This window comes from Tolypothrix tenuis PCC 7101, from assembly GCF_963874875.1.
GTDB classification, from domain to species: domain Bacteria; phylum Cyanobacteriota; class Cyanobacteriia; order Cyanobacteriales; family Nostocaceae; genus Aulosira; species Aulosira tenue.
Genome location: NZ_CAWNJS010000002.1, coordinates 268261 through 292325, shown reverse-complemented (window position 1 = coordinate 292325; position 24065 = coordinate 268261). Strand labels below are relative to the sequence as shown.

The window sequence follows — 24065 nt, the reverse complement described above, 5'->3', positions numbered from 1 at the left end:
GTGCGGCTCGTTTCTAGCAGGAACCCCTATTAAGGGAGGTATGGCTAGAGCATAATTTGAAAGCTGCTTTCAAATTATATAACTGTTCTTTTGATGTAGGTGAGCCTAGTAACCTAGAAAAGCAAGTCCTACCCTTGAGGAGACAAGTGACTCCCTATCTGCCCACAGTGACCATACTCGGAATTATGGAGGCTGAAGCTGGGAACAGGGCACAACCAGAGGTTAAGCAGGAAGACCACACTGGTGCTAACGGGGAGATGGCATGGATAAAACAAGTCCTAGAAAAATGTCTCAGTGTAAAGCTGCAACCTGAAAAACAAAATGCAGACTACATCCTCTTATTCTCGCAGCATCACGCCGACAATAGCTGCAATCTCTGAGGAGAGGATAGGCAAACTGGACTGTCCTAAACCATCAAAACAATCGAAAGAACGGAACGAGTAAAAACGGTATAAGGGTCTGGGGAAAGGTCGAAAACCCACAGTAGGTAAGACGAGATACGGAACTCCCTTGTATCGGGTAGGACAGAGCGTAACTGCTCTGAGGTATTCAGAAAACGCGACTTGGAGTAGAGCATGATTAGGCACAGTAAGAAAATTACTAGTGAATCTTGGAAATCATTACCCTGGAAGAAATTCCGGGCGAACCTTTTCCGCTTACAAAAAAGAGTGTTTAAAGCTGTTCGAGTTGGAGACAAGCGCAAAGCTAGGTCACTACAAAAGCTGATTCTGAAATCCTTTGCAGCTAGGTTTCTGGCGATTCGTCAAGTAACACAGCTAAATGCTGGTAAAAAGACTGCGGGTATTGATGGGAAACTTGCCCTAACCTATGAGGAAAGATTCAACCTTGAATTGTTACTCAGACAAAGAGATTGGTATCACAACAAACTTAGACTGATACCAATTCCCAAAAAGGATGGTTCCATAAGATACCTAAAAGTTCCCACTATTGCGGATAGAGCTTGGCAATGCCTCGCAAAATATGCACTGGAGCCAGCACACGAAGCAACTTTCCACGAACATAGCTATGGATTCAGAACTGGGCGCTCTGCCCACGATGCCCAAAAGCAGATAGCGAACAACTTGTCATCCGTAAGTAATGGCATCACAAAAAGAATCCTTGAGCTAGACATAGAAAAGTGCTTTGACCGGATAAACCACAACACCATAATGGAAAACCTCATCGCCCCCAAAAGGTTAAAAACGGGGATTTTCCGAGCATTAAAGGCGGGGATAAACCCCGAATTCCCCGAACAAGGCACACCACAAGGAGGAGTGGTCAGCCCATTACTAGCAAATATCGCCCTAAATGGTATTGAAGATTTACATCAATATCATAAAGACAAAAACAAAAGGGTAACGCCCAATACGCCTAACACAAAAATAGTAAAAGCCTGTGTTAGATATGCCGATGACATGGTGTTCTTTCTCAGACCGGAAGACAACGCAGACAAAATACTTGACAAAATCAGCCAATTCTTAGCAAAACGAGGACTAAAAGTCAGCGAGAAAAAGACAAAGCTAACCGCCTCGACAGATGGATTTAACTTTCTAGGCTGGAAATTCAAAGTACAGCAAAACGGGAAGTTAAAATGTTTTCCCTCACAGGAAAACTTTAAAGCATTCCGTAAGAAAGTTAAAAGAATCGTCAATAACTCGAATTATGGTGCTAAGGTCAAGGCTAAGAAATTAGCTCCAATAGTTAGAGGTTGGAGAAATTACCACAAGTTCTGCAAAATGGATGGGTCACGATTTTCACTGTGGCACATGAACTACAGAGCATTCAAGGTATTTAATAAAGAAACAAAGCTTGATAGGCGAACTGCCGAAAAGCTCGTAAAACAAGCCTTCCCTGCGGTTTCTTACTCTGAAAATGCCCATATCAAAGTCAAAGGAAATAAATCACCCTTTGATGGAGATTTGATTTACTGGTCTCAAAGGAACAATAAATTATACGACGGCATAACCTCAAAACTATTACGAAAGCAAAACCATACGTGTGGATACTGTGGTCATAAATTGACCTCAGAAGAAAAGGTAGATTTACATCACATAGATGGCAATCATGGAAACTGGAAAGATAAAAATCTGATAGTCGTACATGAAAGCTGTCACGATTATATCCACATGAGCAAAAGACAGAACGAAAATTAGCCGAGACTCTTGTGCGCGAAAACCCCTTTCGTTTTGGGACGAGAGAACAGCCAATAAATAGTTTATGTCTAAGAATATCGGAAGCTGGATGCGTAGAAATACGCACGTCCAGATTTAACAGAGAGGGGCGAGAGATAATACTCTCCCTCGACTCTACCGAATCTGCTTTTCGTACGGGTTATCATTTTGAACGCAATACCGACAGCAATGAAAATAAAGTCAATAATGCACTGATTACATTATTGGGTGCATTGGCACATCTGCCACACCGTAAAGCTTGGCATTTAAAGTTAGTCGTTAGCTTACATGATGTCGCTTTGGCAGAAGACTTGAAACAAGTACTCAACGGTGAATACCAACCAATACTTGCTGGCAAAGTTTCAGAGGTCAAGATAGAAGTGCTCAAAGTCGTCCCCGAGGGAATGGGTGCATTGTTTGGGCAACAACTTCCGCCAAAATTAACTGTTTTGGACTTTGGCAATGGTACCACTCTGTATTCTCGTTACAGCCAAGGTAAGCGTGAAGTTCACACTCCTTATCCCACAGGTGTAGAAGTCCTCATAGAGGATATCTCCCAAAAGATGAAACATCTTAATGGCGGTAAAATCGGTGACCCATCAAAAATTCGATTTTGTCTAGAAATGGGACATACCAGGTATAGCCGTGATATTGATATCAAAGATGTCTACAGTGCTTGTTTAAAGGACTGGTACGAAAAATACTTGAAGAAAGTTGTGAATCTCACACTTGATGCCAAACACGCTGGAGACGAAATTTGGGCGATTGGTGGCGGTTGTCTGTTACCTGGATTTAAGAAGTTATTAGAGAAGAATGGGTTCCGAATTCTAGATAATCCGGTAGAAGCTAATGCCTTTGGGCTATTAGAAATGGCTAAAGCAATTGTCAAAAAGAATACCTAAGCATACTTTGTAGAAGATAACGATGGCAGATAAACAAGACTCAACCCCAGAAAAAATTCGCATCAAAGACAGCTACCGCGAACGCATATTTGCAGAATCACAACAATTAGATAAAAGTTACCTGGAGACGCTTTACTTTATCATTGATTGCTATTTTGCGTTTAAAAAAGGTGCATTCCCGATATATCCAGCAGTCACATATACACCTGTTGTTACTCCTAATGCTACAAAGCAAAACCTAGAAGAACAGTCTACTTCAACGCCATCTACACAAGAAATTCAAGAAACTTCAGATGGCGAAACTTTTACTCTTGATTTTGATTTGTAAGCAAGTGGGGTAGCTCTTGGTTCGCACCAAGAGCTACACTGCTCTTTTCTTCACCCAGTTTTGGAGAAAGAAAAAACTAAGAAACACTTACTCTATGAAATCGATGATCTGCTCACAGCAAGGATTTTTCGTAGGTAATGTCGCGCAACACTTTTGCGAAGTCGTGCCTTGTTATTCTTATTTATTTGGTTCCTTAGCCAAAGTTTACGTGCAAATGTACTACACCTGCTGAAGTTATGCGTGGGAGCGCTTATATTTGATATACATTAATTGCCTTAAAGGTTTGGAGTTTCGCATCGGGAACTAGTCTAAACTCCAGTAGTTACAAACACTTTTTAATTTCTGCTACCAATTTTTGCAGATGAGGATCTTGCAAAATCGTTTGGTGTTCGCCGCTTAAACAACAAACGCGCACTTTATCTTTGGTTAATTCGCTCCAGCCTACAGTAGGATCATCAGGAAAATTCTCTGCCAATGATGCAGTTTTAAAAAGTGAAATATCAGCATTAACAGTTGGCGGTTGATAATGCAAACTTGCTTGCACATTAGCTTTGTAAACGTTAATTAACCCAGCAATTAAATTTTGCCCTGAATCAGGGGGAATAACTTCAGACTGCTGCAAGATTTCTAGTACATACTGAAATTGCTCTGCTTGGTTGCGGCTGGATAGTTCTTCGTAGGGAATTTTGAGATTTGTGTTAAAATGAATAGCTATTTGCTCAACTAAGAAGCAAAGAATAGCAGCATCATCTTCTAAAGAACTTTCAATTTCTAATGTGGGTAATGGTGGATGGGTATCGATAATTAACAGATTTTCTACCTGTTCACCCATAGCTTCTAATTGGGCTGTGATTTCAAAGGCGATAAGTCCTCCCAAAGAGTGACCACCTAATAAATAAGGCCCAGAAGGTTGCATGGCTCTAATTGCTTTAATATAGCTAGCAGCCATTGCTTCGATGGTTTCTAAAGGCGCTTGTTTACCATCTAAGCCATGAGCTTGCAGTCCATAAATTGGACGTTCTTGACCTAAATTTTGAGCTAGTAAGGAGTAGGAAAGAGCATAACCACCGGCTTGATGCACGAGAAATAAGGGAGGTAAATTTCCCTTGGTTTGTAGAGGAACTAGAACATCTAAATCGCTGGTTGTCCGCTCTTGCTCTATTAAAGCTGCTATCTTTTCGATTGTACCTTCTCGGAATAAAGCAACAACAGGTAGATTACAATCTAAACGTTTTTCAATTGCTGCTATTAACCGAATTGCTAAGAGAGAGTGGCCGCCTAAATCAAAGAAGTTTTCAGTTACACCAATAGGGCTGATTTGTAGTATTTCTTCCCAGATTTCTACTAATTTATATTCTAATGGTGTTCGAGGTAAAATTTGTTTACTGGATGCAATTTTTGTTTCTACATTCAGTGAAGCTAGGGCTTTTCTATCAACCTTGCCATTAGGTGTTAAAGGTAAAGTATCCAAAATGACAAAGTTGCTGGGAATCATGTAATCAGGAAGTTTACTTTTCAGGAAGTTCCGTAGCTGATTTACTGAGGTAAGTTGCTCAGTTGCGGGGACAATGTATGTAACTAACTTTTTACTTCCTACTGCATCTACACTAGTAATTACCACCGCATTGAGTACATCTGGATGCTGATTTAAGACTTCTTCAATTTCTCCTAGTTCAATGCGGAAACCGCGAATTTTAACTTGGTTATCAATGCGTCCTAAAAATTCAATATTACCGTCGGGAAGATAGCGAACTAAGTCACCTGTTTTATAAAGACGCTCTGATTTTATATGATTGAAAGGGTTAGCGATAAATTTGTCAGCGGTCAATTCTGGACGTTTGAAATATCCCCTGGCTAGTCCAGCACCACCTATGTACAATTCCCCAGGAATACCAATCGGTACTAGTTGCAAATTAGAGTCAAGAATATAAGTTTTTGCGTTGTGAATTGGTCTACCAATAGGGACATTCTTTTGATTTATTTCGGCTTGACAAGTCCAGAAAGTAGCATCAATACAAGCTTCAGTTGGGCCGTAAAGATTATACAGATTCACATTTAGTCGGCTCAATAAACTTTCTTGCAGTACTAAAGGTAAAGTTTCACCACCGCAGAAGATATGTTTAAGAGAATCACATTTTTCAATTCCTGCTTGTTCTAAAAGCATTTGCAGCAATGATGGCACAAGTTGCACAATAGTTACTTGTTGTTGGTTAATCACTTCCAGCAAATAACTAACATCTTGATGACCACCAGGTCTAGCAATGATTAACTTTCCACCGACTAATAAAGGTGCGTAAAATTCCCAAACCGAAGCATCAAAACTAAAGGGAGTTTTTTGTAGTACTGTGTCTGTTTCCTGAAAAGCAAAGGTCGTTTGCATCCATAACATATGATTGCAAATAGCACGGTGATTAATCATCACACCCTTAGGCTTCCCTGTGGAACCAGATGTATAAATGATATAAGCTAAATTATCTGCTATTGTCCTGCTAACTGGGTTATATATACTTTGTTGAGCAATAATTTCCCAGTCGCTATCTAAACAAATAATCTGTACATTATTTTGCAGGCTCAATTTTGGTAGTAGTTTTTCTTGGGTTAATAATATAGATATCTGAGCATCTGCTAACATGAAATTGATGCGTTCTTGGGGATAAGCTGAATCGATGGGGAGATAAGCACCACCAGCTTTCAAAATCCCTAATAATCCTACTACCATTTCTAGAGAGCGTTCAATACAAATGCCTACTACTACCTCTGGTTTAACTCCTAAATTTTGGAGGTAATGGGCTAATTGATTAGCACGTTTATTTAAATCATCATAAGTTAAATATTGATTTTCAAATACTACTGCTATTGCATCCGGTGTTTTTTCTACCTGAACTTCAAATAATTGATGGAGAGATATATCTTGGGAATAATCAACTTGAGTATTATGCCAATTTACTAATAGCTGATGTTGCTCAGTTGCTGTTAATAGAGGTAGTGCAGTAATGCACTTCTGGGGATTAGCTACAATAGCTTCCAGCAAAGTTTGGTAATGTCCTACCATTCTATTAATAGTTGTGACATCAAATAAATCGGTTCTATATTCCCATTGCCCTTGAATTCCTTGTTCTGTTTCTGTCATCAACAAAGTTAAATCAAACTTGGCTGTCACTTGCTCCAATTCTAACGGAGTTAATTGCAACTGGGGTAATTCTAGTTTACCCATTGGTGCATTTTGTAATACAAACATCACCTGGAACAAGGGATTATGACTGAGATTTCTCTCAGGCTGAATTTCTTCGACTATTCTCTCAAAAGGTACATCCTGGTGGGCGTAGGCTTTTAGGGTTTCTTCTTTAATGCGTAATAGTAAATTTGTAAAATCAGGATTACCGCTTAAATCAGTTTTTATAACTAAAGTATTGACAAAAAAGCCAATTAATTCTTCAACTTGTTTGCGGTTGCGGTTAGCTATTGGTGTACCAATTAAGAAATCTTGCTGTCCTGAATAACGCATTAACAGGGTGCTAAATACCCCTAATAAGCCCATGAATAGGGTAGCACCTTGCCCTTCGCATAATTTCTGAAATGCTGCGGATATTTCCCTGTTGATTGTAAAGGATACTGTACCACCTTGATAACGAGCGATCGCCGGACGGGGATAATCTGTGGGTAATTCTAAAACCTCTATTTTACCAGCAAGTTTTTGTTTCCAGTAAGCCAGTTGTGCTTGTAGTTGGGTTTGCTCAAAAGTTGTGCGTTGCCAATGGGCAAAATCTGCATATTGTATAGGTAGAGGCTGTAACTTGGCTACTTCTCCTTGACAAAATGCTGTATAAGATAAGGATAATTCCTTAATCATTAATCCCAAAGACCAACCATCAGCAATAATATGATGGATGACTAGAACAAAAACATGAACATCTTCGGCTAATTGATAGAGATGAACACGAAGTAAAGGTAGACTACGCAGATTGAAGGGAGTGGTAATTGCTTGGCTAATTAACTCTTGGAGTTGTTCTGCTTGCTGTAGTTCTGTGACGATTAAGGGGACTGGATAAGTTGGGTGAATAACTTGGATGGGAACTCCATCTTGATTGTCAAAAGTCGTGCGTAATACTTCGTGGCGTTGAATTATGGTTTGCAAACTCTGCTGTAGTGCTTCTCGATTTAATTTCCCATCTAAGCGAAATGCAACGGCGATGTTGTAAGCGGGATTATGCGGTTCTAATAAATCTAAAAACCACAGTCGAGATTGAGAGAAAGACAACGGTAAATTTTGGCGATCACTAACTTGAGGGATAATATCTAAAAGTGCATTGCTAATATTATTACCTTCCGCTAGGCGTTCAATTTCTGCTGCTAAACCTGCAATGGTGGAATACTCAAAAACTGTCCGCAATGGTAAAGCTAAATTAAACTCTTCCCGAATCCGAGAAACTAATTTAGTTGCTAATAGTGAATGTCCTCCTAAATGGAAGAAATCATCGGCGATACCAATTTGCTCAATTCCCAAAACATCACTCCAGATGTGACATAGTTTTGTTTGGGTGGGAGTTGTCGGTTGAACAAAAGATTCTCTGCTAATTTCTTGTTCTCTATCTGGTGCTGGTAAGGCGCGTCTATCTAGCTTACCACTGGGAGTTAGGGGAAAGCTTTCTAGCAGTACAAAAGAGGCGGGACACATATATTCTGGTAATTCTTCCCGCGCCTGTGCTTTTAATTGAGAAATTAAGGTTTTCGCAAAACGTGCTTTCAGGGGATTGATGGCATAATAATTAGCAACTTGATGCAATATTTTATTGCTAATTGGCATTAGCGGAGAACGGCATTTACCGTTTGTTTGCGGATAGAAACAAACATCAAAATATTGATGATTAGAATCTGGCGAATAACTGATATTTACTTCACAACCGATTTCTTGAGCCAGAGTATATAAATCTGCTGGCTCAATTGCTGATTGTAAATCTAGTTGATTAATAAATTCGCGTAATTCTTTGATAGTATGACTATTAATATTACTATTAATACCTTGCAACCATTGCCAAATAGCTGCATCTTTAATTAAGCGCGCATTGGCAATACCACGCCAACCAATAGCACCTACTTCTATAATTTTGTGCCGTAAATCATCTAATTGAAGATTTGCATTTTCCCAATCTTGCCAAACAGCCTCAACAATATCATTTTGTTCTGCGCCTGATTTGTGCAAGATCACATCGTAACGATATTTGGTTAATTCATTATGGTTATTTTCGGCTTTGAGATGAACTTCGACTGCGGCGATATTAGGGAATACTTGAGTTAAATTGATAAAGAAATTGGGGTCAATTACTAACTCACTTTCCGCTTCTGCTAGGCGGTTAACTTGGATTTGAAAATTCTCTCTATCTATATTATCTGCTGCTTGAAAAAAGGCAACGCTGCTATGGAAATAATTGAGAAGCGGTAAGCTGCGGTTATCGCCAATAAATAAACTACCACCCGGTGCTAATACTTGCAAAGCACCAGCAATTACTTGCTGTAAATATTCAAGGGATGGGAAATATTGAGCAACGGAGTTAATAATAATTGTATCGAAGTCAGAGGTAGGAATGTTTGCAAAATTGATGGCTTCTCTAGAGAACAAGCGCACATGAGACAAAGATTGATTTTGGATAATATTTGTTAATCGGTTAATAGCTGCTTGGGAAAAATCAGTTCCCCAATAAGATTCAACCTGAGGTGCAATATTCAACAAAATCATTCCTGTACCACAGCCAATTTCCAGCACTCTTTGGGGTTGCAGTGCTTGGATTCGCGCCAGGGTATTATCTAGCCATTGACGCATTTGTGCGGCGGGAATCGGCTGATTATCGTAACTATTATTCCAACCAATGATATTAAAATCTGGGTCAGTTTCTGTGTCAGTTTCCTGATAGGTTTCGTTAAAAGTATATTGCCATTCTTCGGTTTGTTCCCTGGTTAAATTCTCCTGATCAGGAATTTGATTTTTGGGGACGATATAAGCTGCTATTCTCATATCTTCCTGGCTGGCTTCACGGACTATAACTAAAGCATCCCGTACCCCTGGATGACGTTTGATAACTGCTTCAATTTCGCCTAGTTCAATGCGGAAACCCCGAATTTTGACTTGATGATCGTTGCGTCCTATATATTCAATTTCACCGTTGTAGAGAAAACGAGCTAAATCACCGGTTTTATAGAGACGTTCTGGTTTTGAATTGTGAAAAGGATTGGGAATCATGCGCTCGGCGGTTAATTGCGGACGGTTAAAATAACCGCGAGTCACACCCGCACCACCAACATACATTTCGCCGATAACACCAATAGGAACAGGTTGGCAATGACGATCTAAAATATATAAGGAAAGGTCAGGAATTGGTTTACCAATTAAACTTCCTAGACGTTGTTTAACATCGCGTAAGCGAATTGGACGGTAAGTAACATGGACTGTAGTTTCCGTAATCCCATACATATTTACTAGCAAGGGAAACTCTTCATCGTGGCGTTCAAACCAAGGTTCTAAGCTGGCTAAATCAAGAGCTTCCCCACCAAAGATTACATAGCGTAATTCTAATTCTCCTTCTCTACCCAGTGATGCTTCGGCTTGCATTAATTGGCGAAAAGCTGAGGGAGTTTGATTTAAAACTGTGACTTTTTGATCGCAAAGTAAATTATAAAATTCTTCTGGAGAGCGACTGACTAAATAAGGTACAATAACTAAACGTCCACCAAAGAAAAAAGCGCCCCAAATTTCCCAAACTGAGAAATCAAAGGCGCAGGAATGAAAGAGTGTCCAGACATCTTTAGCGTTAAATTTAAACCATTTTTCCGTCGCCAACATTAACCGCACAACATGACGATGGGTAACGACAACTCCTTTCGGTTTTCCTGTGGAACCACTCGTGTAAATAATGTAAGCGGCGTTATCGGGATGAACTAAAACCGATGGTGCGGTGGTTGGTTGTGTTGCTAGTTCAACTTCGCAATTATCGATAAATATAGTTGTGGCTTGGTGGGGGGGAATTTGTGTTTGAAATTGGGTATGGGTGAGCAAAACTGCAACTTGACTATCTTCCAGCATATAAGCAATGCGATCGCTTGGATAGTCAGGATCGAAGGGAACGTACACACCCCCTGCTTTCAAGATAGCTAAAATAGCCACTACCAAGTCTAAAGAACGAGACAACCACAACCCCAACCTTGACTCTGGTTTGACACCGCGATTAATTAAATGATGGGCTAATTGATTGGCGCGATGATTTAATTGTTCATAGGTAAGCTTTTCTGTTGCAAAAATTAGCGCTGTCTGCTGCGGACGTAATTTTACCTGTTGATTAAAAACTTCATGCAAACAGGATGTTACAGAAAAAGTTTCCTGGGCTTGAACAGGTACTAATGGCGCTAATTCTTCTGGAAGCAAGAAAGATAACCGACTTACCGGTGTATCTGGTTGCGTTACTAAACTTTCTAGCAGTTGACAAAAATGACGCGCCAATCTTTCTACTGTTTCTCGTCTGAATAAATCAATATTATAGGATAAAACCCCATGCAAACTATCTGCACTTTCGGTGATAAATAGTTCTAAATCGAAACGCGCTGCTTCTTGATTGGCTAATATAGAAATTTCTAAATCATCTATCCCAAAATTCGGTAATGGAGAATTTAATAAAGTAAAAGCAATTTGAAATAAAGGATTCCGGCTAGTATCACGTTCAATATTTAGGCGTTCTACCAAAGTTTCAAAGGGTACTTCTGTATGCTCAAAAGCCTCTAAAAGAGTTGTTTTCACTCTATTTACCAACGAGCGAAAAGTCGGTTCATCGGCTAAATCAGTGCGAATTACTAACATATTGACGAAAAAACCAATGAGTTTTTCCGCATCAAATCCCGGACGGTTGGCGATGGAAGTTCCTACGGGTATATCCTCTTGTCCTGTGTAGCGAGACAAAAGAGCTTGAAAACTAGCCATCAGCGTCATAAACAAAGTCGCATCTGATTTTTGACTAAAAGTGCGGAGGTTTTTGGTGAGATGGTTTGGCAATTCAAATTTTACTAAATCACCACGAAATGTTTGTAAGCGGGGTCGAGAAAAATCAATAGGAAATTGCAGGATGGGTAATTCTGATAGTTGTTTTTCCCAATAATTCAGGCTATCTGCTAAAGTTAAAGGATTGTATTTTTCTTGTTGCCATACAGCATAGTCGGCGTATTGAATTTTTAATTCGGGAATTCCTGTTTTATCTCCTTTAATTGCTAGTTGATACAAAACAGCAATTTCTTGTAAAATCACGCCTATAGACCAAGCATCAGCGATAATATGATGCAGAGTCAGGGTAAGAATGTATTGCTGTGGTGTCAGGCGAAAAAGTCGGGCGCGGATGAGGGGGCCTGTGGCTAAATCAAAGGTATAATCAGCTTCAGAACGCCCTATATGAAAAATTTCTGGTTCAGTTTCTGTAAGTGGGCGATAGCTCCAATCTTCTAAACTAATTTCTGTGAGAAAATTGGGGTGAACTATCTGCCTAGCTTCACCATCAAAATTTGTAAATGTGGTACGCAAGCTTTCATGTCTTTGTTGCAATTCTCGAAAAGCTTGCTGTAAAGCCTCAACAATGAGCAATCCTTGCAGACTGAATACAGAACAAATATTATAAGCCGAAGATGTCGGTTCTAATTCATAAAGAAACCATAAGCGTCTTTGCTGGAAAGATAATGGCGCTTCCTTCAAACTGCGCCGGGGAATAAGAAATTGTTCTGTATCCTGTTTGATTCCATCTTCTTCTAACAATAATTCTAAAAGTTCAATATCATCTATTTCTGAATAATTCATAATCAATCAAAGTGACTTTAAAGTTGTAATGGTAAAAATGAAACTAAATACTTGCTAAATCCTGATATGTATAATTTGAATGCTGTAACAAATTGTCCCGCTCGCAACAAATAGGTTCCATGTAATATATTAAAGAAAGGCTCTAATCGATGTTCAAATAACCACAGAACTTCATCGATTCTCTTCTTTTGCTCTGATGTCAACCATTTACCCTCTTTCCACTTAGAAAGCAGCGAGAAAAGCTGCTTTTGCAAATCTATCGTTTTCCTGGTTGCTTGAAGAGGATATTGGCGATATCTATACAGTTTTTGGGGGATAAAATGCACTTCACTCAACAGCGCAATTTGAGTAAATAAATCGACTCCTTCTGTTCCCTGTCCTAACCATTCATCCCATCCACATGTCTGTTCATAAATACTCCTACGCATCACACAATAGCTTTCATATAACCCTCCTCCACAAGCAACCGCAATCAAGGGTGTTTGTGGAGTTTCATAAGACAGTTCTCGAATAACAAAACCCTCAGGAACAAATCTGCGATGTTCTGGTGTTAGTAAAATCCGATTCTCTGGGTCAATAAACCAACTATCGCAGTAAACAAGTCCTACCTGAGGATGAGCATCCAGGTATTCTACCATTACCTCCAGCATTTGCGGCTCTAGGCAGTCATCTGCATCAAAAAATAGTAAGTATTGGGATTCCAACGCACAAGCTTTAAAGCCGTTATTACGAGCATTGCACGCACCAGCATTAGTTTGCTTGACTAGCTTCAAACGCGGTTCATGGGCTAGATAAGATGACACTACATCCACAGATTTATCTGTGCTGCCATCATCTACAACTATATACTCCCATTCAATAAAGGTTTGGGATCGTATGCTTTCTATGGTCTTACTAATAAATTTCTCTGCATTGTAACAGGGAGTTATGATACTCACTTTCGACATACAGAAGTAACTTCCCATCTACTTAGTTATATAAAGTAGGATACAAGTACATGGGTGGAATTAATTATAAGATAGAAAACACAAGCAAGGTGATTTTTCACCCCCAAACAATGCCTGCGGTGGGCTACGTCTACACTAAGTTCAAAGAGGATAGAATTATCTCTATACTCCTTCTTTCCGGTGATTCTGAATAAATTTTTGCTCTTTAAAATCGCGCACCACCATCTACATCGATGACGCTACCAGTAAAATAGTCACATTCAATAATAAAACGCATGGCTTGCCAGATTTCATAAGGTTCAGCTATGCGCCCCAGGGGTATTTGTGCTGTCATTTGGGCTAAAGCTTCAGGAGATACCCGGCTAAGAATTGGGGTATTTGTCAATCCAGGTGCGATACCTGCTACCCGAAATCCAAAGGGTGCCAATTCTAAAGCCCATGTGCGTGTATCTGCATCTAATCCTGCCTTAGAAGCACTGTAATTCGACTGACCGGGATTACCAGATCTGGTAATAGAGGAAATATTGACAATCAAACTGGGATTAATGTTTCTCTCAATCGCCGCAGCCGCAAATTCTCGCGCCATCAAAAAAGCACCGGTTAAGTTGACATCAATCACTCGCTTCCATTGTGCGGTGGGTAATTTCCGTAGCCAACCTTCTTCATCCCGTGTAACTAGTAACCCATCACGAAGAATACCAGCATTGTTTACTAACGTATTAATATTGTCAATCTTTTCAAAAGCCTGGGTAATAAAATCTTTTACCGAAGTTTCATTCGCTACATCTAAATGAATTCCATAAATTTTTCCTGATAGTTCTAGACTTTCTGTTTCCAGTTCTTTCAAACCATCCAGATCCAAATCGCCACTTACGACTTGCGCGCCTATATGGGCTAATTCTAAAGCGATACAACGTCCAATTCCACTAGACGAACCAGTAATTATCGCACGCACATTTTCTAGCTTCATATTAATTTTTCACTTGTTAGCAATTGGAGATTGAAAATTTTTGGTACTATATGTAAATAGCAATACATATAGTTTAACAATATATAATATTAAAATATATGTCATAAAACTGAAAAAATTATGTGTTAGTTGTCATGAAATTTTAGCATAGCTGACCAGCAAAAATGAAAGCATGATATACTTCTGATAATCAATTCCAAATTTATAAAATACAAGACCATACTTTATTGATTCAAGTTAATAAAATAATGTTTTTCTTAGCAAATGAATTTGAATTTACAACTGCATTAGAAGCCAATTGGTTAACTGTCCGTAAAGAATTAGAGCAGTTACAACCTCAAAACTTTATTGATTGGCCAGAAAAAAATATTTATAATCAAGGCTGGGAAGTTTTTGGATTTTATGCTTTTGGTCAAAAAATCGCGGAAAATTGTCGATTGTGTCCAGAAACAACTAAGTTAGTAGAAGGAATACCTGGTATGCTCACAGCAGGGTTTTCTTCTTTAGCTCCTGGTACTTATATCGGTCCGTATTTTGGTGCAACTCAAGCTGTACTACGCTGCCACTTGGGGGTAATGGTTCCTGATAGCTGTGCGATTAGAGTAGACAAAGAAACCAGAAGTTGGCAGGAAGGTAAATGCTTGATTTTTGATGATACCTTGGAACATGAAGCTTGGAATAAATCTGATAAAACGAGAATTATATTATTAATAGACTTTACCAAATCTGCATTTACCATTAATGAAGCATTAACCAGTAATCAACAAATTGATGAAGAGTATTGGTTAAAGATTTTACTTCAAACTGAATCCGCCTCCAAGTAATTACATCTACTGGAATCTATGGAAGTTTGTGTATTACCTCTATCTTTGGCGCAAAGGCAGATATGGTATCAGGAAATCTTAAATCCTGGCAATATTGCTTATAATATTCCGATTGCTTTACTTTTAGTTGGTCAGTTGGATGTCATAGCTTTAGAGAAATCCTGTAGGCAAATTATTCATCGCCATGAGATTCTCAGGACAACCTTTGCTATAGAAAATGGTGAACCCGTTCAACTAATCCACTGCGAACAGGATTTTTTTTTAGAGCAAAAAATTCTCAATTTACCAATAGATAATATTTACAGTATTTTAGAAACGGAAGCGCAAATACCCTTCAACCTCGTCACTGGGCCATTGATGAGGGTAGTTTTGTATGAGATATCCCCACAAGAGCATATTCTGTTAGTGAATTTGCATCATATTATTAGTGATGGTTGGTCTTTGGGTATCTTTGTTCAAGAACTGACAGAATTTTATAGTGCATTTGTTGCAGGTAAAAAAGTAGCTTTACCAGAATTACCAATTCAATATGGAGATTATGCAGAATGGCAATTAAATTGGTTAAAAACCCAGACTATTCAACAACAATTAGCTAATTGGGAAAAAACCCTAGTAGCACCTTTACCGATTCTAGATTTACCTCTAGATAAACTACGTCCAGCCACTCAAACTTTTAATGGTGCTGTGCTGAGGGAACCTCTGTCAGCATCCCTGACAGCTGGGTTAGAAGCATTAGGAAAAGCAGAAGGTGCTACCTTTTTTATGGTGGCATTAGCAGTCTATCAAGTTTTATTATTTCGTTATTCTGGTCAAACTGATATTATTGTTGGCAGTGCGATCGCTAATCGTCAACGTAGTGAAATTGCTCATCTGATTGGTTGTTTTATTAACAGTTTATCTTTACGTGGCGACCTTTCTGGTCAACCGACATTTAGTGAATTTCTCCGAAGAATCCGCAAAACTTGTGTAGCAGCTTATGCTAATCAAGATGTCCCTTTAGAACTGTTAGTAGATCAACTACAAATCCAACGCGATCCTAGTCGTGCGCCAATTTTTCAAACTCTGTTCGTCTTGCAAAATGCACCCATCGGCGAAATTCAATTACCAGGACTTACTGCTACACCTATATATATAGATAATGGCGGCGCTAAGTTTGATTTGAGTTTGATGTTAGAACCTTCTGAATCAGGATGGCAAGTTGCACTGGAATATAACACAGACTTGTTCACCTCAGAAACAGCCCAGAGGTTATTAACGCATTATCAACAACTGTTAATTCATGTTGTGAATAACCCGGATGTTAGCATTAACGCCTTACCGATGTTAACAGCCCAGGAACGCCAAGAACTTTTGGTTTTAGGTGGGAGTAAAGACACTGGTGAATGGGAACCGACAAACTTAGTTGAACTGTTTATTCATACCGCCTATAAATATCCTGATAAAATTGCCATCAGCAGCGCTGAAGAGAAATTAACCTATCAGGAACTAAACGAACGTTCTCAGCAATTAGCAGCGATTTTGCAACAAAAAGGCGTCGGGAGAGAAACAAGAGTTGGTATTTTTCAAGAACGCAGTGCAGCGTTAATAATTTCGTTACTAGCAGTTTTAAAAGCAGGCGGGACTTATGTACCTTTAGATCCCCAATATCCCCCAGAAAGGCTAAGTTTTATCGCCGAAGATAGTGGTATTAGCTTGATATTAACCACAGAGAATTTACTTTCTCAGCTACCAGTTAAGCTAGGGGAAATCTTGGTCATTGACAGGATAAAATTGACCGCAGATATTACAGTAACTACGGAAATTATACCCCAACAAGCAGCTTATATTATTTACACCAGTGGTTCCACCGGACAACCCAAAGGTTGTTTAGTAACGCACCACAACGTAGTCAGACTGATGCGGAGTACAGAAGCGTGGTTTGAGTTTAGCGAAAACGACGTTTGGACATTATTTCATTCCTTCGCCTTTGACTTTTCTGTGTGGGAAATGTGGGGAGCCTTATTGTATGGAGGGAAACTAGTTGTAGTTCCCTATTTAGCAAGTCGTTCTCCCGAAGCTTTTCGCAGACTGTTACAACAAGAAAGCGTCACTATCCTCAATCAAACTCCATCCGCTTTTCGTCAACTCATCCGCGCCGACCAAGAATTTGCAGATAAATTAAGCTTACGGGCAATTATTTTTGGTGGAGAAGCATTAGAATTACAAAGCCTCAAGCCTTGGATAGAAAAATATGGGGATAACTCACCACGTTTGATAAATATGTACGGGATTACAGAAACCACCGTACATGTTACCTATCGTCCGATATTCAAAGAGGATATAGAGCAGAATCGTGGTAGTGTGATCGGTGTTCAAATTCCCGACTTATCTATATATATATTAGATGATGCTTTAGAACCTACACCTGTGGGCGTTCCCGGTGAAATCTATGTAGGTGGGATGGGTGTTTCCAGAGGGTATCTCAACCGCCCGACACTCACCGCACAAAGGTTTATTCCCAACCCCTACAGCCAACAACCAGGCGCTAGACTCTATCGTACTGGAGATTTAGCACGACGTTTATCTAATGGTGATATTGAATATCTGGGAAGACGGGATTTACAAGTAAAAGTACGCGGTTTTCGCATTGAATTAGGAGAAATTGAAGCTGCTTTAGCCGCGCTTCCCCAAGTCGCAGAAGCCACAGTTATTGTTTATTCTCAAACTTCAGAAGATAAGCGTTTAGTAGCTTATGTAGTAGCCAAGGGACAGGCTGATAAGAATGAGTTAAGGACAGCATTAAAAGAGCTATTGCCTGATTATATGATACCGGCAGCATTCATGTTTATTGATGCTATGCCCTTAACTGCTCAAGGTAAAATTAATCGTCAAGCTTTACCCGTTCCTGATTGGAATCAAGCCTCAAATAAACGCAGTTTGACACCACCACAAACTGATGCAGAAAAGGTAATTTGTCACGTTTGGGAGAAAGTTTTAGGTTTAGATGGGATTGGAATTGAAGATAATTTCTTCGATTTAGGTGGTGATTCTATCTTAGCTTTGAAAGTCGTCACAGAAATTCGCCGTCAAGGATGGATATTAACCCCTAAAGAAATTTTCCAAGAACAAACAGTACAACGCCTAGCTAGGGTAGCACAAATGATGTACGCCCCAGCCCTAGCTGCTAGTAAAGCTGTAGGTGAAGTTCTTTTGACTCCGATTCAAAAATGGTTTTTTGACCTGCATCTTCCTAACCCGCACCATTGGAATCAAGCTATTCTTTTAGAAGTTCACAAATCATTACAACCAGAAACAGTCGCCTCAGCAATTCAAGTTATTTCTTCCCATCACGATGGTTTCCGGTTACGATTTGCACAAGAAAATGCAAGTTGGCGACAATTTTACACTGATAAGAATGCTGCTTTTGCTTGGGAACTAATTGATTTAGCAGCCTTCACAGAATTAGAACAAAATGTGGCAATGCAGTCAGCTATTGAACGTCTGCAAAAATCATTAAATTTGTATGACGGGCCTTTAGCTGGTGCGATGTGGTTTAATTTGGCAGAACATCGTCAACCCCGGTTATTAATAGTTATTCATCACTTGATTGTTGATGGCGTTTCTTGGCGAATCTTATTACAAGATTTAGTAGAAATAATTAATGGGAATGAACTGTCACCGCCAACTTCTTCTTTTCAACAATGGAGTCAATTTCTGTACAGTTTTGCTCACTCCAGCACAATAAAAACGGAAAGACAATTTTGGCTGGAGACTGTCAAGGGAGAAACGGCGAAATTACCTCTGGATTTTTCCCACTCTGTTACAGAAAATTTAGAAGCATCAATTAAAAAAGTTTCTCGACAATTAACCAAAGAACAAACCCACCGATTTCTTATCCAAGCAAATAAAGCTTATCGCACCCAACCTCAAGAATTATTACTCGCAGCTTTGGCGAAAACCTTGAGCCAGATTAGCCAAAATTCCACCCTGCAAATTATGATGGAAGGGCATGGTAGGGAAGAATTATCGGCGGATTTAGATATTACGCGCACTCTGGGTTGGTTCACTACCCTGTATCCTCTGCGGTTGGAATTAGCTAGCAGTAATTTAGAGATCGAGAATTTAATTAAAACTGTTAAGGAACAATTCCGTGCTGTTCCCCGACGCGGTTTTGGCTATGGTTTGTTAAGATATATTAATCAGGAAACCTTGCCAACTACAGGGCAAGTCAGTTTTAATTATCTGGGTCAAGTGCGAAATGAAAGCGCGAAAAATCAGTTATTGTGCTTAGTAAATGAAGACATAGAACCTACACGGGATGCTCAAGGTTTACGCCCACATATCATTGATATTAATGGCATTGTTGTTGCAGGAGAATTACGGGTTGATTGGTTATATAGTTCTAACTTACACCAAGAAACAACAATTGCTGCATGGGCGGAATGTTTTCATAACAACCTGATAGAAATACTCAGCCATTGTCGGGAAATTGGTGTGGGTGGATATACACCATCAGATTTTCCCTTGGTGCGAATTGAGCAAGCTAATTTAGATCTTCTCCAAGCCAAATATCCTAATTTAGAGGATATTTATCCCCTGTCGCCTTTGCAGGAGGGAATGTTATTCCACACAATTTATAACTCAGAAGATGGGATTTATTTTGAACAAGTTACAGGTAACATTAGCGGTAAAGTTGATATCGATAATTTTAACTTTGCTTGGCAAACAGTTGTAGAACGACATCCAACTCTTCGCAGTGCGTTTATTTGGGATAACCAAGACCAGCCTTTACAAATTGTTAGCAAAAATGTAGATTTTTATATTTTACAACAAGATTGGCGCAATTTATCGGCAACACAACAAAAAGATAAATTACCGGAATATTTAATTAGCGATCGCCAAACCGGATTTGACTTGAGTCAGCCTACTTTAATGCGGTTTGTGATGATTCGCTTAGATGATTCTACCTGGCAATGGGTATGGAGTCATCATCATATTATTCTTGATGGTTGGTCACTACCAATTATCTTTAAAGAAGTTTTGACTATTTATCAATCAACCTGTCAACAAGTTCCCCATTCCTTACCACCAATTCCCCCTTATCGCCATTATGTTCAATGGTTAAAAGCCCGAAATATACATGAAGCTCAGGAATTTTGGCAGTCAACATTGGCGGAAATTTCTACACCAATTCGCCTATCTTGGCAATTAGAAACATCAGAATTAGCCACAAATTTATCGGCTTATGCGGAAGCAGAATTACGCCTGAATGCAGCTGAATTTGCCCAATTGCAAAAGATGGCGCAAAGCCAAAGGCTGACACTCAATACTATTGCACAAGGTGCTTGGGCATTATGTTTACAAAAACATGGTGCAGGCGAGGATGTAGTATTTGGGGTGACGGTTTCTGGAAGACCACCGGAACTGGCAGAAGTAGAAAATATGGTAGGTTTATTTATTAATACCTTACCGATGCGAGTCCGGTTGAATGCGTCTGTAACTGTGGCGAGTTGGCTAGAAAATATTCAACAGCATCATGTGCAAATGCGGGAATATGAATATAGCAAACTCACAGATATTCAAAAGCAGATTCCTTTAGCTGCGGGGGAATCATTATTTGAGAGTATTTTAGTCTTTGAAAATTACCCCGTTGACAAAAGTTTAAAAGAGCAGCGTCAGGATTTTCAAGTTGATGACATCGAGTTTTATGAAAGAACTAATTACCCGTTGACAGTAGGTGTCATACCCGATGACGGACTGTTGTTAAAACTCAACTATCAGACACAATTTTTGTCAGCTACAGCCGCGAACATCTTGCTAGAGCGCCTGCGAAATATTATGGTAAACTTAGCACAACACCCCCATGAGGTGTTAGGAGCGATTCAGGCTTTATCAGAGCAAGAATGCGATCGCATTATTCACACAGCTAAAGGTAATGTCATTAATTGGGGAGATTTCCGCACAGCACACCAGTTGTTTGAAGTTCAAGCGGATTTACATCCTCAAGCAGTGGCGTTAGTTGCTGACGACAAGACAATTACCTATGGTGAGTTAGAACAACGAGCCAATCAATTAGCAGCTACTCTAATTAATGCAGGTATTAGATATGAGTCGATTGTCGGGTTATATTTTGACCCTTCAATTGACTATATTATTGCCCTCTTAGCCGTGTTAAAAGCAGGTGCGGCGTTTCTCCCTCTAGATCGCTCCTATCCAAAAGCGCGATCGCAATTTATGGTAGAAAATAGCCAAACTGCTGTGATTCTCAGCAATGAAACGCCGCCATCGGGATTGTTTGCTGAAGATGTGCGAGTTATCTTGTTAAAAGATGAGAAAGAATCATTCCTACAGGTTGTTACTCGTCCTAACTTAAAAATTAGACCAGAAAATCTCGCCTACATTATCTATACATCTGGTTCCACAGGAAAACCTAAAGGCGTTCTCGTCACTCACGCAGGGATACAAAATCTCGTACAAGCGCAAACTGAGAGTTTTGGAGTCACAGATGCGAGTCGGGTTTATCAATTTGCTTCTTTAAATTTTGATGCGGCGATTTCCGAAATATTTATGGCTTTGGGTAGCGGCGCTAGTTTATATCTGCAAGACGCGGCCAACCGCACCTCATCGCCTGCATTGTGGGCAAAATTAACTGCTGCAAACATCACCCATATTACCCTTCCCCCCTCCCTCGTAGCTGCTATTGCACCCACAGACTTACCCCAATTACAAACCTTAATTATGGCTGGGGAAGCAGCTTCTCTTGATTTATTCCGCCGTTGGGGAACAGAAAACCGCAGTTGTTTTAACGCTTATGGCCCCACAGAAGCGACAGTCTGCGCTAGCTTAATGAATTGTACCCAGTTACTTGGCGAACCGAGTATAGGTCAAGCGATCGCCAATGTGGAAATTTACCTGCTAGACTCATTTTTGCAACCAGTCGCCCCTGGTGTCACCGGAGAAATTTATATTGGCGGTATAAGTTTAGCACGGGGTTACTTACATCGCGCCGATTTAACCGCCGCCGCCTTTATTCCCCATCCCTTTGCTAGCCAACCAGGGGCGCGACTTTACAAAACAGGCGATCGCGGCGTATATGATTTACAAGGAAACATCCGCTTTTTAGGACGCCAAGATTCCCAAGTTAAACTCAACGGTTATCGGATTGAATTAGGCGAAATCGAAGCAGCTTTAATCAAATACCCCAAGGTAGATAGTGCAGTAGTTATGGTGCGTCAAGACTTACCAGGGCGCAAACGCCTGATAGCTTACGCCCTCATCCCCACAGAAAACTCACCTGGCAGCAACGAATTACGAGATTATTTAACCACAGTCTTACCAGCTTATATGGTTCCTAGTGGGGTGGTGTTACTCACAGCTTGGCCTCTCACCCCCAATGGTAAAATTGATCGCCAAGCCCTACCAGCACCGGAATTAATCACCACTCCAGCTATTCCCAAAACGGAAACAGAAGAGATATTTGCCCAAATTTGGGTAGAAGTTTTGGGATTAGAAACGGTAAATCCCCAAGATAATTTCTTTGAGTTAGGTGGAGACTCGATAATTAGCTTGCAAATAGTATCTCGCGCCCGCGCTGCTGGCTGGGAGATTAGCCCTAAAGACATTTTTGAAGCCCAAACTCTCTCTCGAATCGCAGCTAGGGCGAAACCATTACAACAGCAACTAGCAGTTATCGAACCATTAACGGGAGTGGTTCCCCTATCCCCGATTCAAAATTGGTTTTTTGCCCAAAAATTCCCTCATCCCCACCACTGGAATCAAGCAGTAGCCTTGAGTATTGATGAATCGTTAAATATAGAGGCGCTAAATCTAGCTTTACAATCTCTAGTGCAGCATCATGATGTTTTCCGGTTGACATTTATCGAAAATCTGGGAGAATGGGAGCAATCTTATACAGAGTCCATTAATCTGGACTTGCAAATTGCAGATTTTAGTAACCATCTACCAGATACACAGTCAGAAGCGTTTGCAGCAATTGTCGGAGCTCAACACGGAAGTTTTCAATTAAAGCGATCGCCTCTACTACGGGTGCTATATGCCACAAACCTTGCTGAATATGGCAACGTCCTGATACTTTTCGCACATCATTTGGTGGTAGACGGAGTATCCTGGCGGATTCTGCTTGCAGATTTAAATCAAGCTTATCAACAAGCGATCGCACAACAGCCTATTTCCCTACCTCCCAAAACATCCTCCTATCGACGGTGGACTACATCTTTGCAAAACTTGGCTAACTCAACAGAAATTATCCAAGATATTCCCTTTTGGCAAAACATCCTCTCAACTCCTGTAGCTACCTTACCAGTTGATTATCCAGTCAACCCTGATAGCAACACCGTAGATAGTAGCGCTGTTATATCTTACCAACTAACCCCAGCAGAAACAAATTTCTTACTCAAACAAGCAACTACAAACTATCATGCTAGCGTCCAAGAAATCATGCTAGCTGCATTACTAAAAACCCTCACCGAGGCTTATGAGTCTGATGCTTGGCTCATCGATTTAGAAGGACATGGGAGAGAAGAAATTATTGAAAAATTAGACCTTTCGAGAACAGTAGGTTGGTTTACATCTTTATATCCAATTTTGCTCAAACAACCTACCCTGAATGCAGAACCTGATTTATTACTCAAAGAAATAAAAACCCAAATCCGAACTATTCCCCATCATGGCATCAGCTTTGGCATATTGCGTTATCTGCGTCAAGAAGCAACCTTAATTAACGCCCAAAAACCTGATATCAGCTTTAATTATCTCGGACAGACAGATAGCATAGGTAAAAACAATGGTTTATTCAATATTAGTAATGTACCATTAGGAACAGGATTATTTGCTCAACAACAACGTCCCCATATTTTAGAAATTAATGCGAGGATTCAAAACGAACAACTAGAAATAGATTGGTCTTATAGCCGAAATATACATTATCAGGAAAGTATCCAGGCGATCGCCGAAAGTTATCAAAGAAATCTACGTTTTTATCTCACAGATTTTACCTCTACCAACGTAGCATTTTATAGTGCCAGCGACTTTAATTTAGTTGATTTATCTGAAACAGAATTAGATGCCATTTTAGATGATTTAGAGTAAGTTTTATTTACT

9 protein-coding genes are annotated in these 24065 nt (G+C 39.9%); 6 read left to right on the top strand and 3 right to left on the bottom strand.

Annotated elements, in window-relative coordinates; genetic code table 11:
• The first annotated feature begins 146 nt into the window (after positions 1-146).
• The 4 genes from AACU25_RS35305 (at position 147) to AACU25_RS35290 (ending at position 3401) form a co-directional block, all read left to right on the top strand.
• The gene (locus AACU25_RS35305) at positions 147-380 is read left to right on the top strand and encodes a hypothetical protein (protein WP_321206561.1); all 234 of its coding nucleotides are present in this window, start codon (positions 147-149) and stop codon (positions 378-380) included.
• A gap of 195 nt (positions 381-575) precedes the next feature.
• The gene (locus AACU25_RS35300) at positions 576-2153 is read left to right on the top strand and encodes a reverse transcriptase domain-containing protein (RefSeq protein ID WP_096582084.1); all 1578 of its coding nucleotides are present in this window, start codon (positions 576-578) and stop codon (positions 2151-2153) included.
• Between the two features lie 11 nt (positions 2154-2164).
• Entirely contained in the window at positions 2165-3073 is a 909-nt protein-coding gene (locus AACU25_RS35295; RefSeq protein ID WP_321206560.1) for a ParM/StbA family protein, read from the top strand.
• 22 nt (positions 3074-3095) lie between these two features.
• Positions 3096-3401 carry a hypothetical protein gene (locus AACU25_RS35290; RefSeq protein ID WP_096584921.1) on the top strand — a complete coding sequence of 102 codons (306 nt, stop codon included), beginning with the start codon at positions 3096-3098 and terminating at the stop codon, positions 3399-3401.
• 322 nt (positions 3402-3723) lie between these two features.
• On the opposite strand, the gene AACU25_RS35285 is transcribed toward AACU25_RS35290, so the two are convergent.
• From AACU25_RS35285 to AACU25_RS35275, 3 genes are all read right to left on the bottom strand, one after another.
• A complete protein-coding gene (locus AACU25_RS35285; protein ID WP_199347153.1) occupies positions 3724-12225 on the bottom strand; it encodes a non-ribosomal peptide synthetase in 8502 nt (2833 codons plus the stop codon).
• A 17-nt stretch (positions 12226-12242) separates the two neighbouring features.
• Entirely contained in the window at positions 12243-13172 is a 930-nt protein-coding gene (locus AACU25_RS35280; RefSeq protein ID WP_190445583.1) for a glycosyltransferase family 2 protein, read from the bottom strand.
• Between the two features lie 205 nt (positions 13173-13377).
• A complete protein-coding gene (locus AACU25_RS35275; protein ID WP_096584915.1) occupies positions 13378-14142 on the bottom strand; it encodes an SDR family oxidoreductase in 765 nt (254 codons plus the stop codon).
• 227 nt (positions 14143-14369) lie between these two features.
• Here AACU25_RS35275 and AACU25_RS35270 point away from each other — a divergent pair, with 227 nt between their 5' ends.
• Positions 14370-14966 (top strand): aspartyl/asparaginyl beta-hydroxylase domain-containing protein, encoded by a 597-nt coding sequence (locus AACU25_RS35270; protein WP_321206559.1) that lies wholly within the window; start codon positions 14370-14372, stop codon positions 14964-14966.
• A gap of 18 nt (positions 14967-14984) precedes the next feature.
• Complete coding sequence (locus AACU25_RS35265) at positions 14985-24053, top strand: non-ribosomal peptide synthetase (RefSeq protein WP_096584909.1); 9069 nt, start codon at positions 14985-14987, stop codon at positions 24051-24053.
• Positions 24054-24065: the final 12 nt, after the last annotated feature.

Bases quoted from the DNA above. Each gene is read 5' to 3' on its own strand.
- AACU25_RS35300 (WP_096582084.1), top strand. From the start codon at position 576: ATGATTAGGCACAGTAAGAAAATTACTAGTGAATCTTGGAAATCATTA.
- AACU25_RS35285 (WP_199347153.1), bottom strand. From the start codon at position 12,225: ATGAATTATTCAGAAATAGATGATATTGAACTTTTAGAATTATTGTTA.
- AACU25_RS35275 (WP_096584915.1), bottom strand. From the start codon at position 14,142: ATGAAGCTAGAAAATGTGCGTGCGATAATTACTGGTTCGTCTAGTGGA.
- AACU25_RS35290 (WP_096584921.1), top strand. From the start codon at position 3,096: ATGGCAGATAAACAAGACTCAACCCCAGAAAAAATTCGCATCAAAGAC.
- AACU25_RS35265 (WP_096584909.1), top strand. From the start codon at position 14,985: ATGGAAGTTTGTGTATTACCTCTATCTTTGGCGCAAAGGCAGATATGG.
- AACU25_RS35280 (WP_190445583.1), bottom strand. From the start codon at position 13,172: ATGTCGAAAGTGAGTATCATAACTCCCTGTTACAATGCAGAGAAATTT.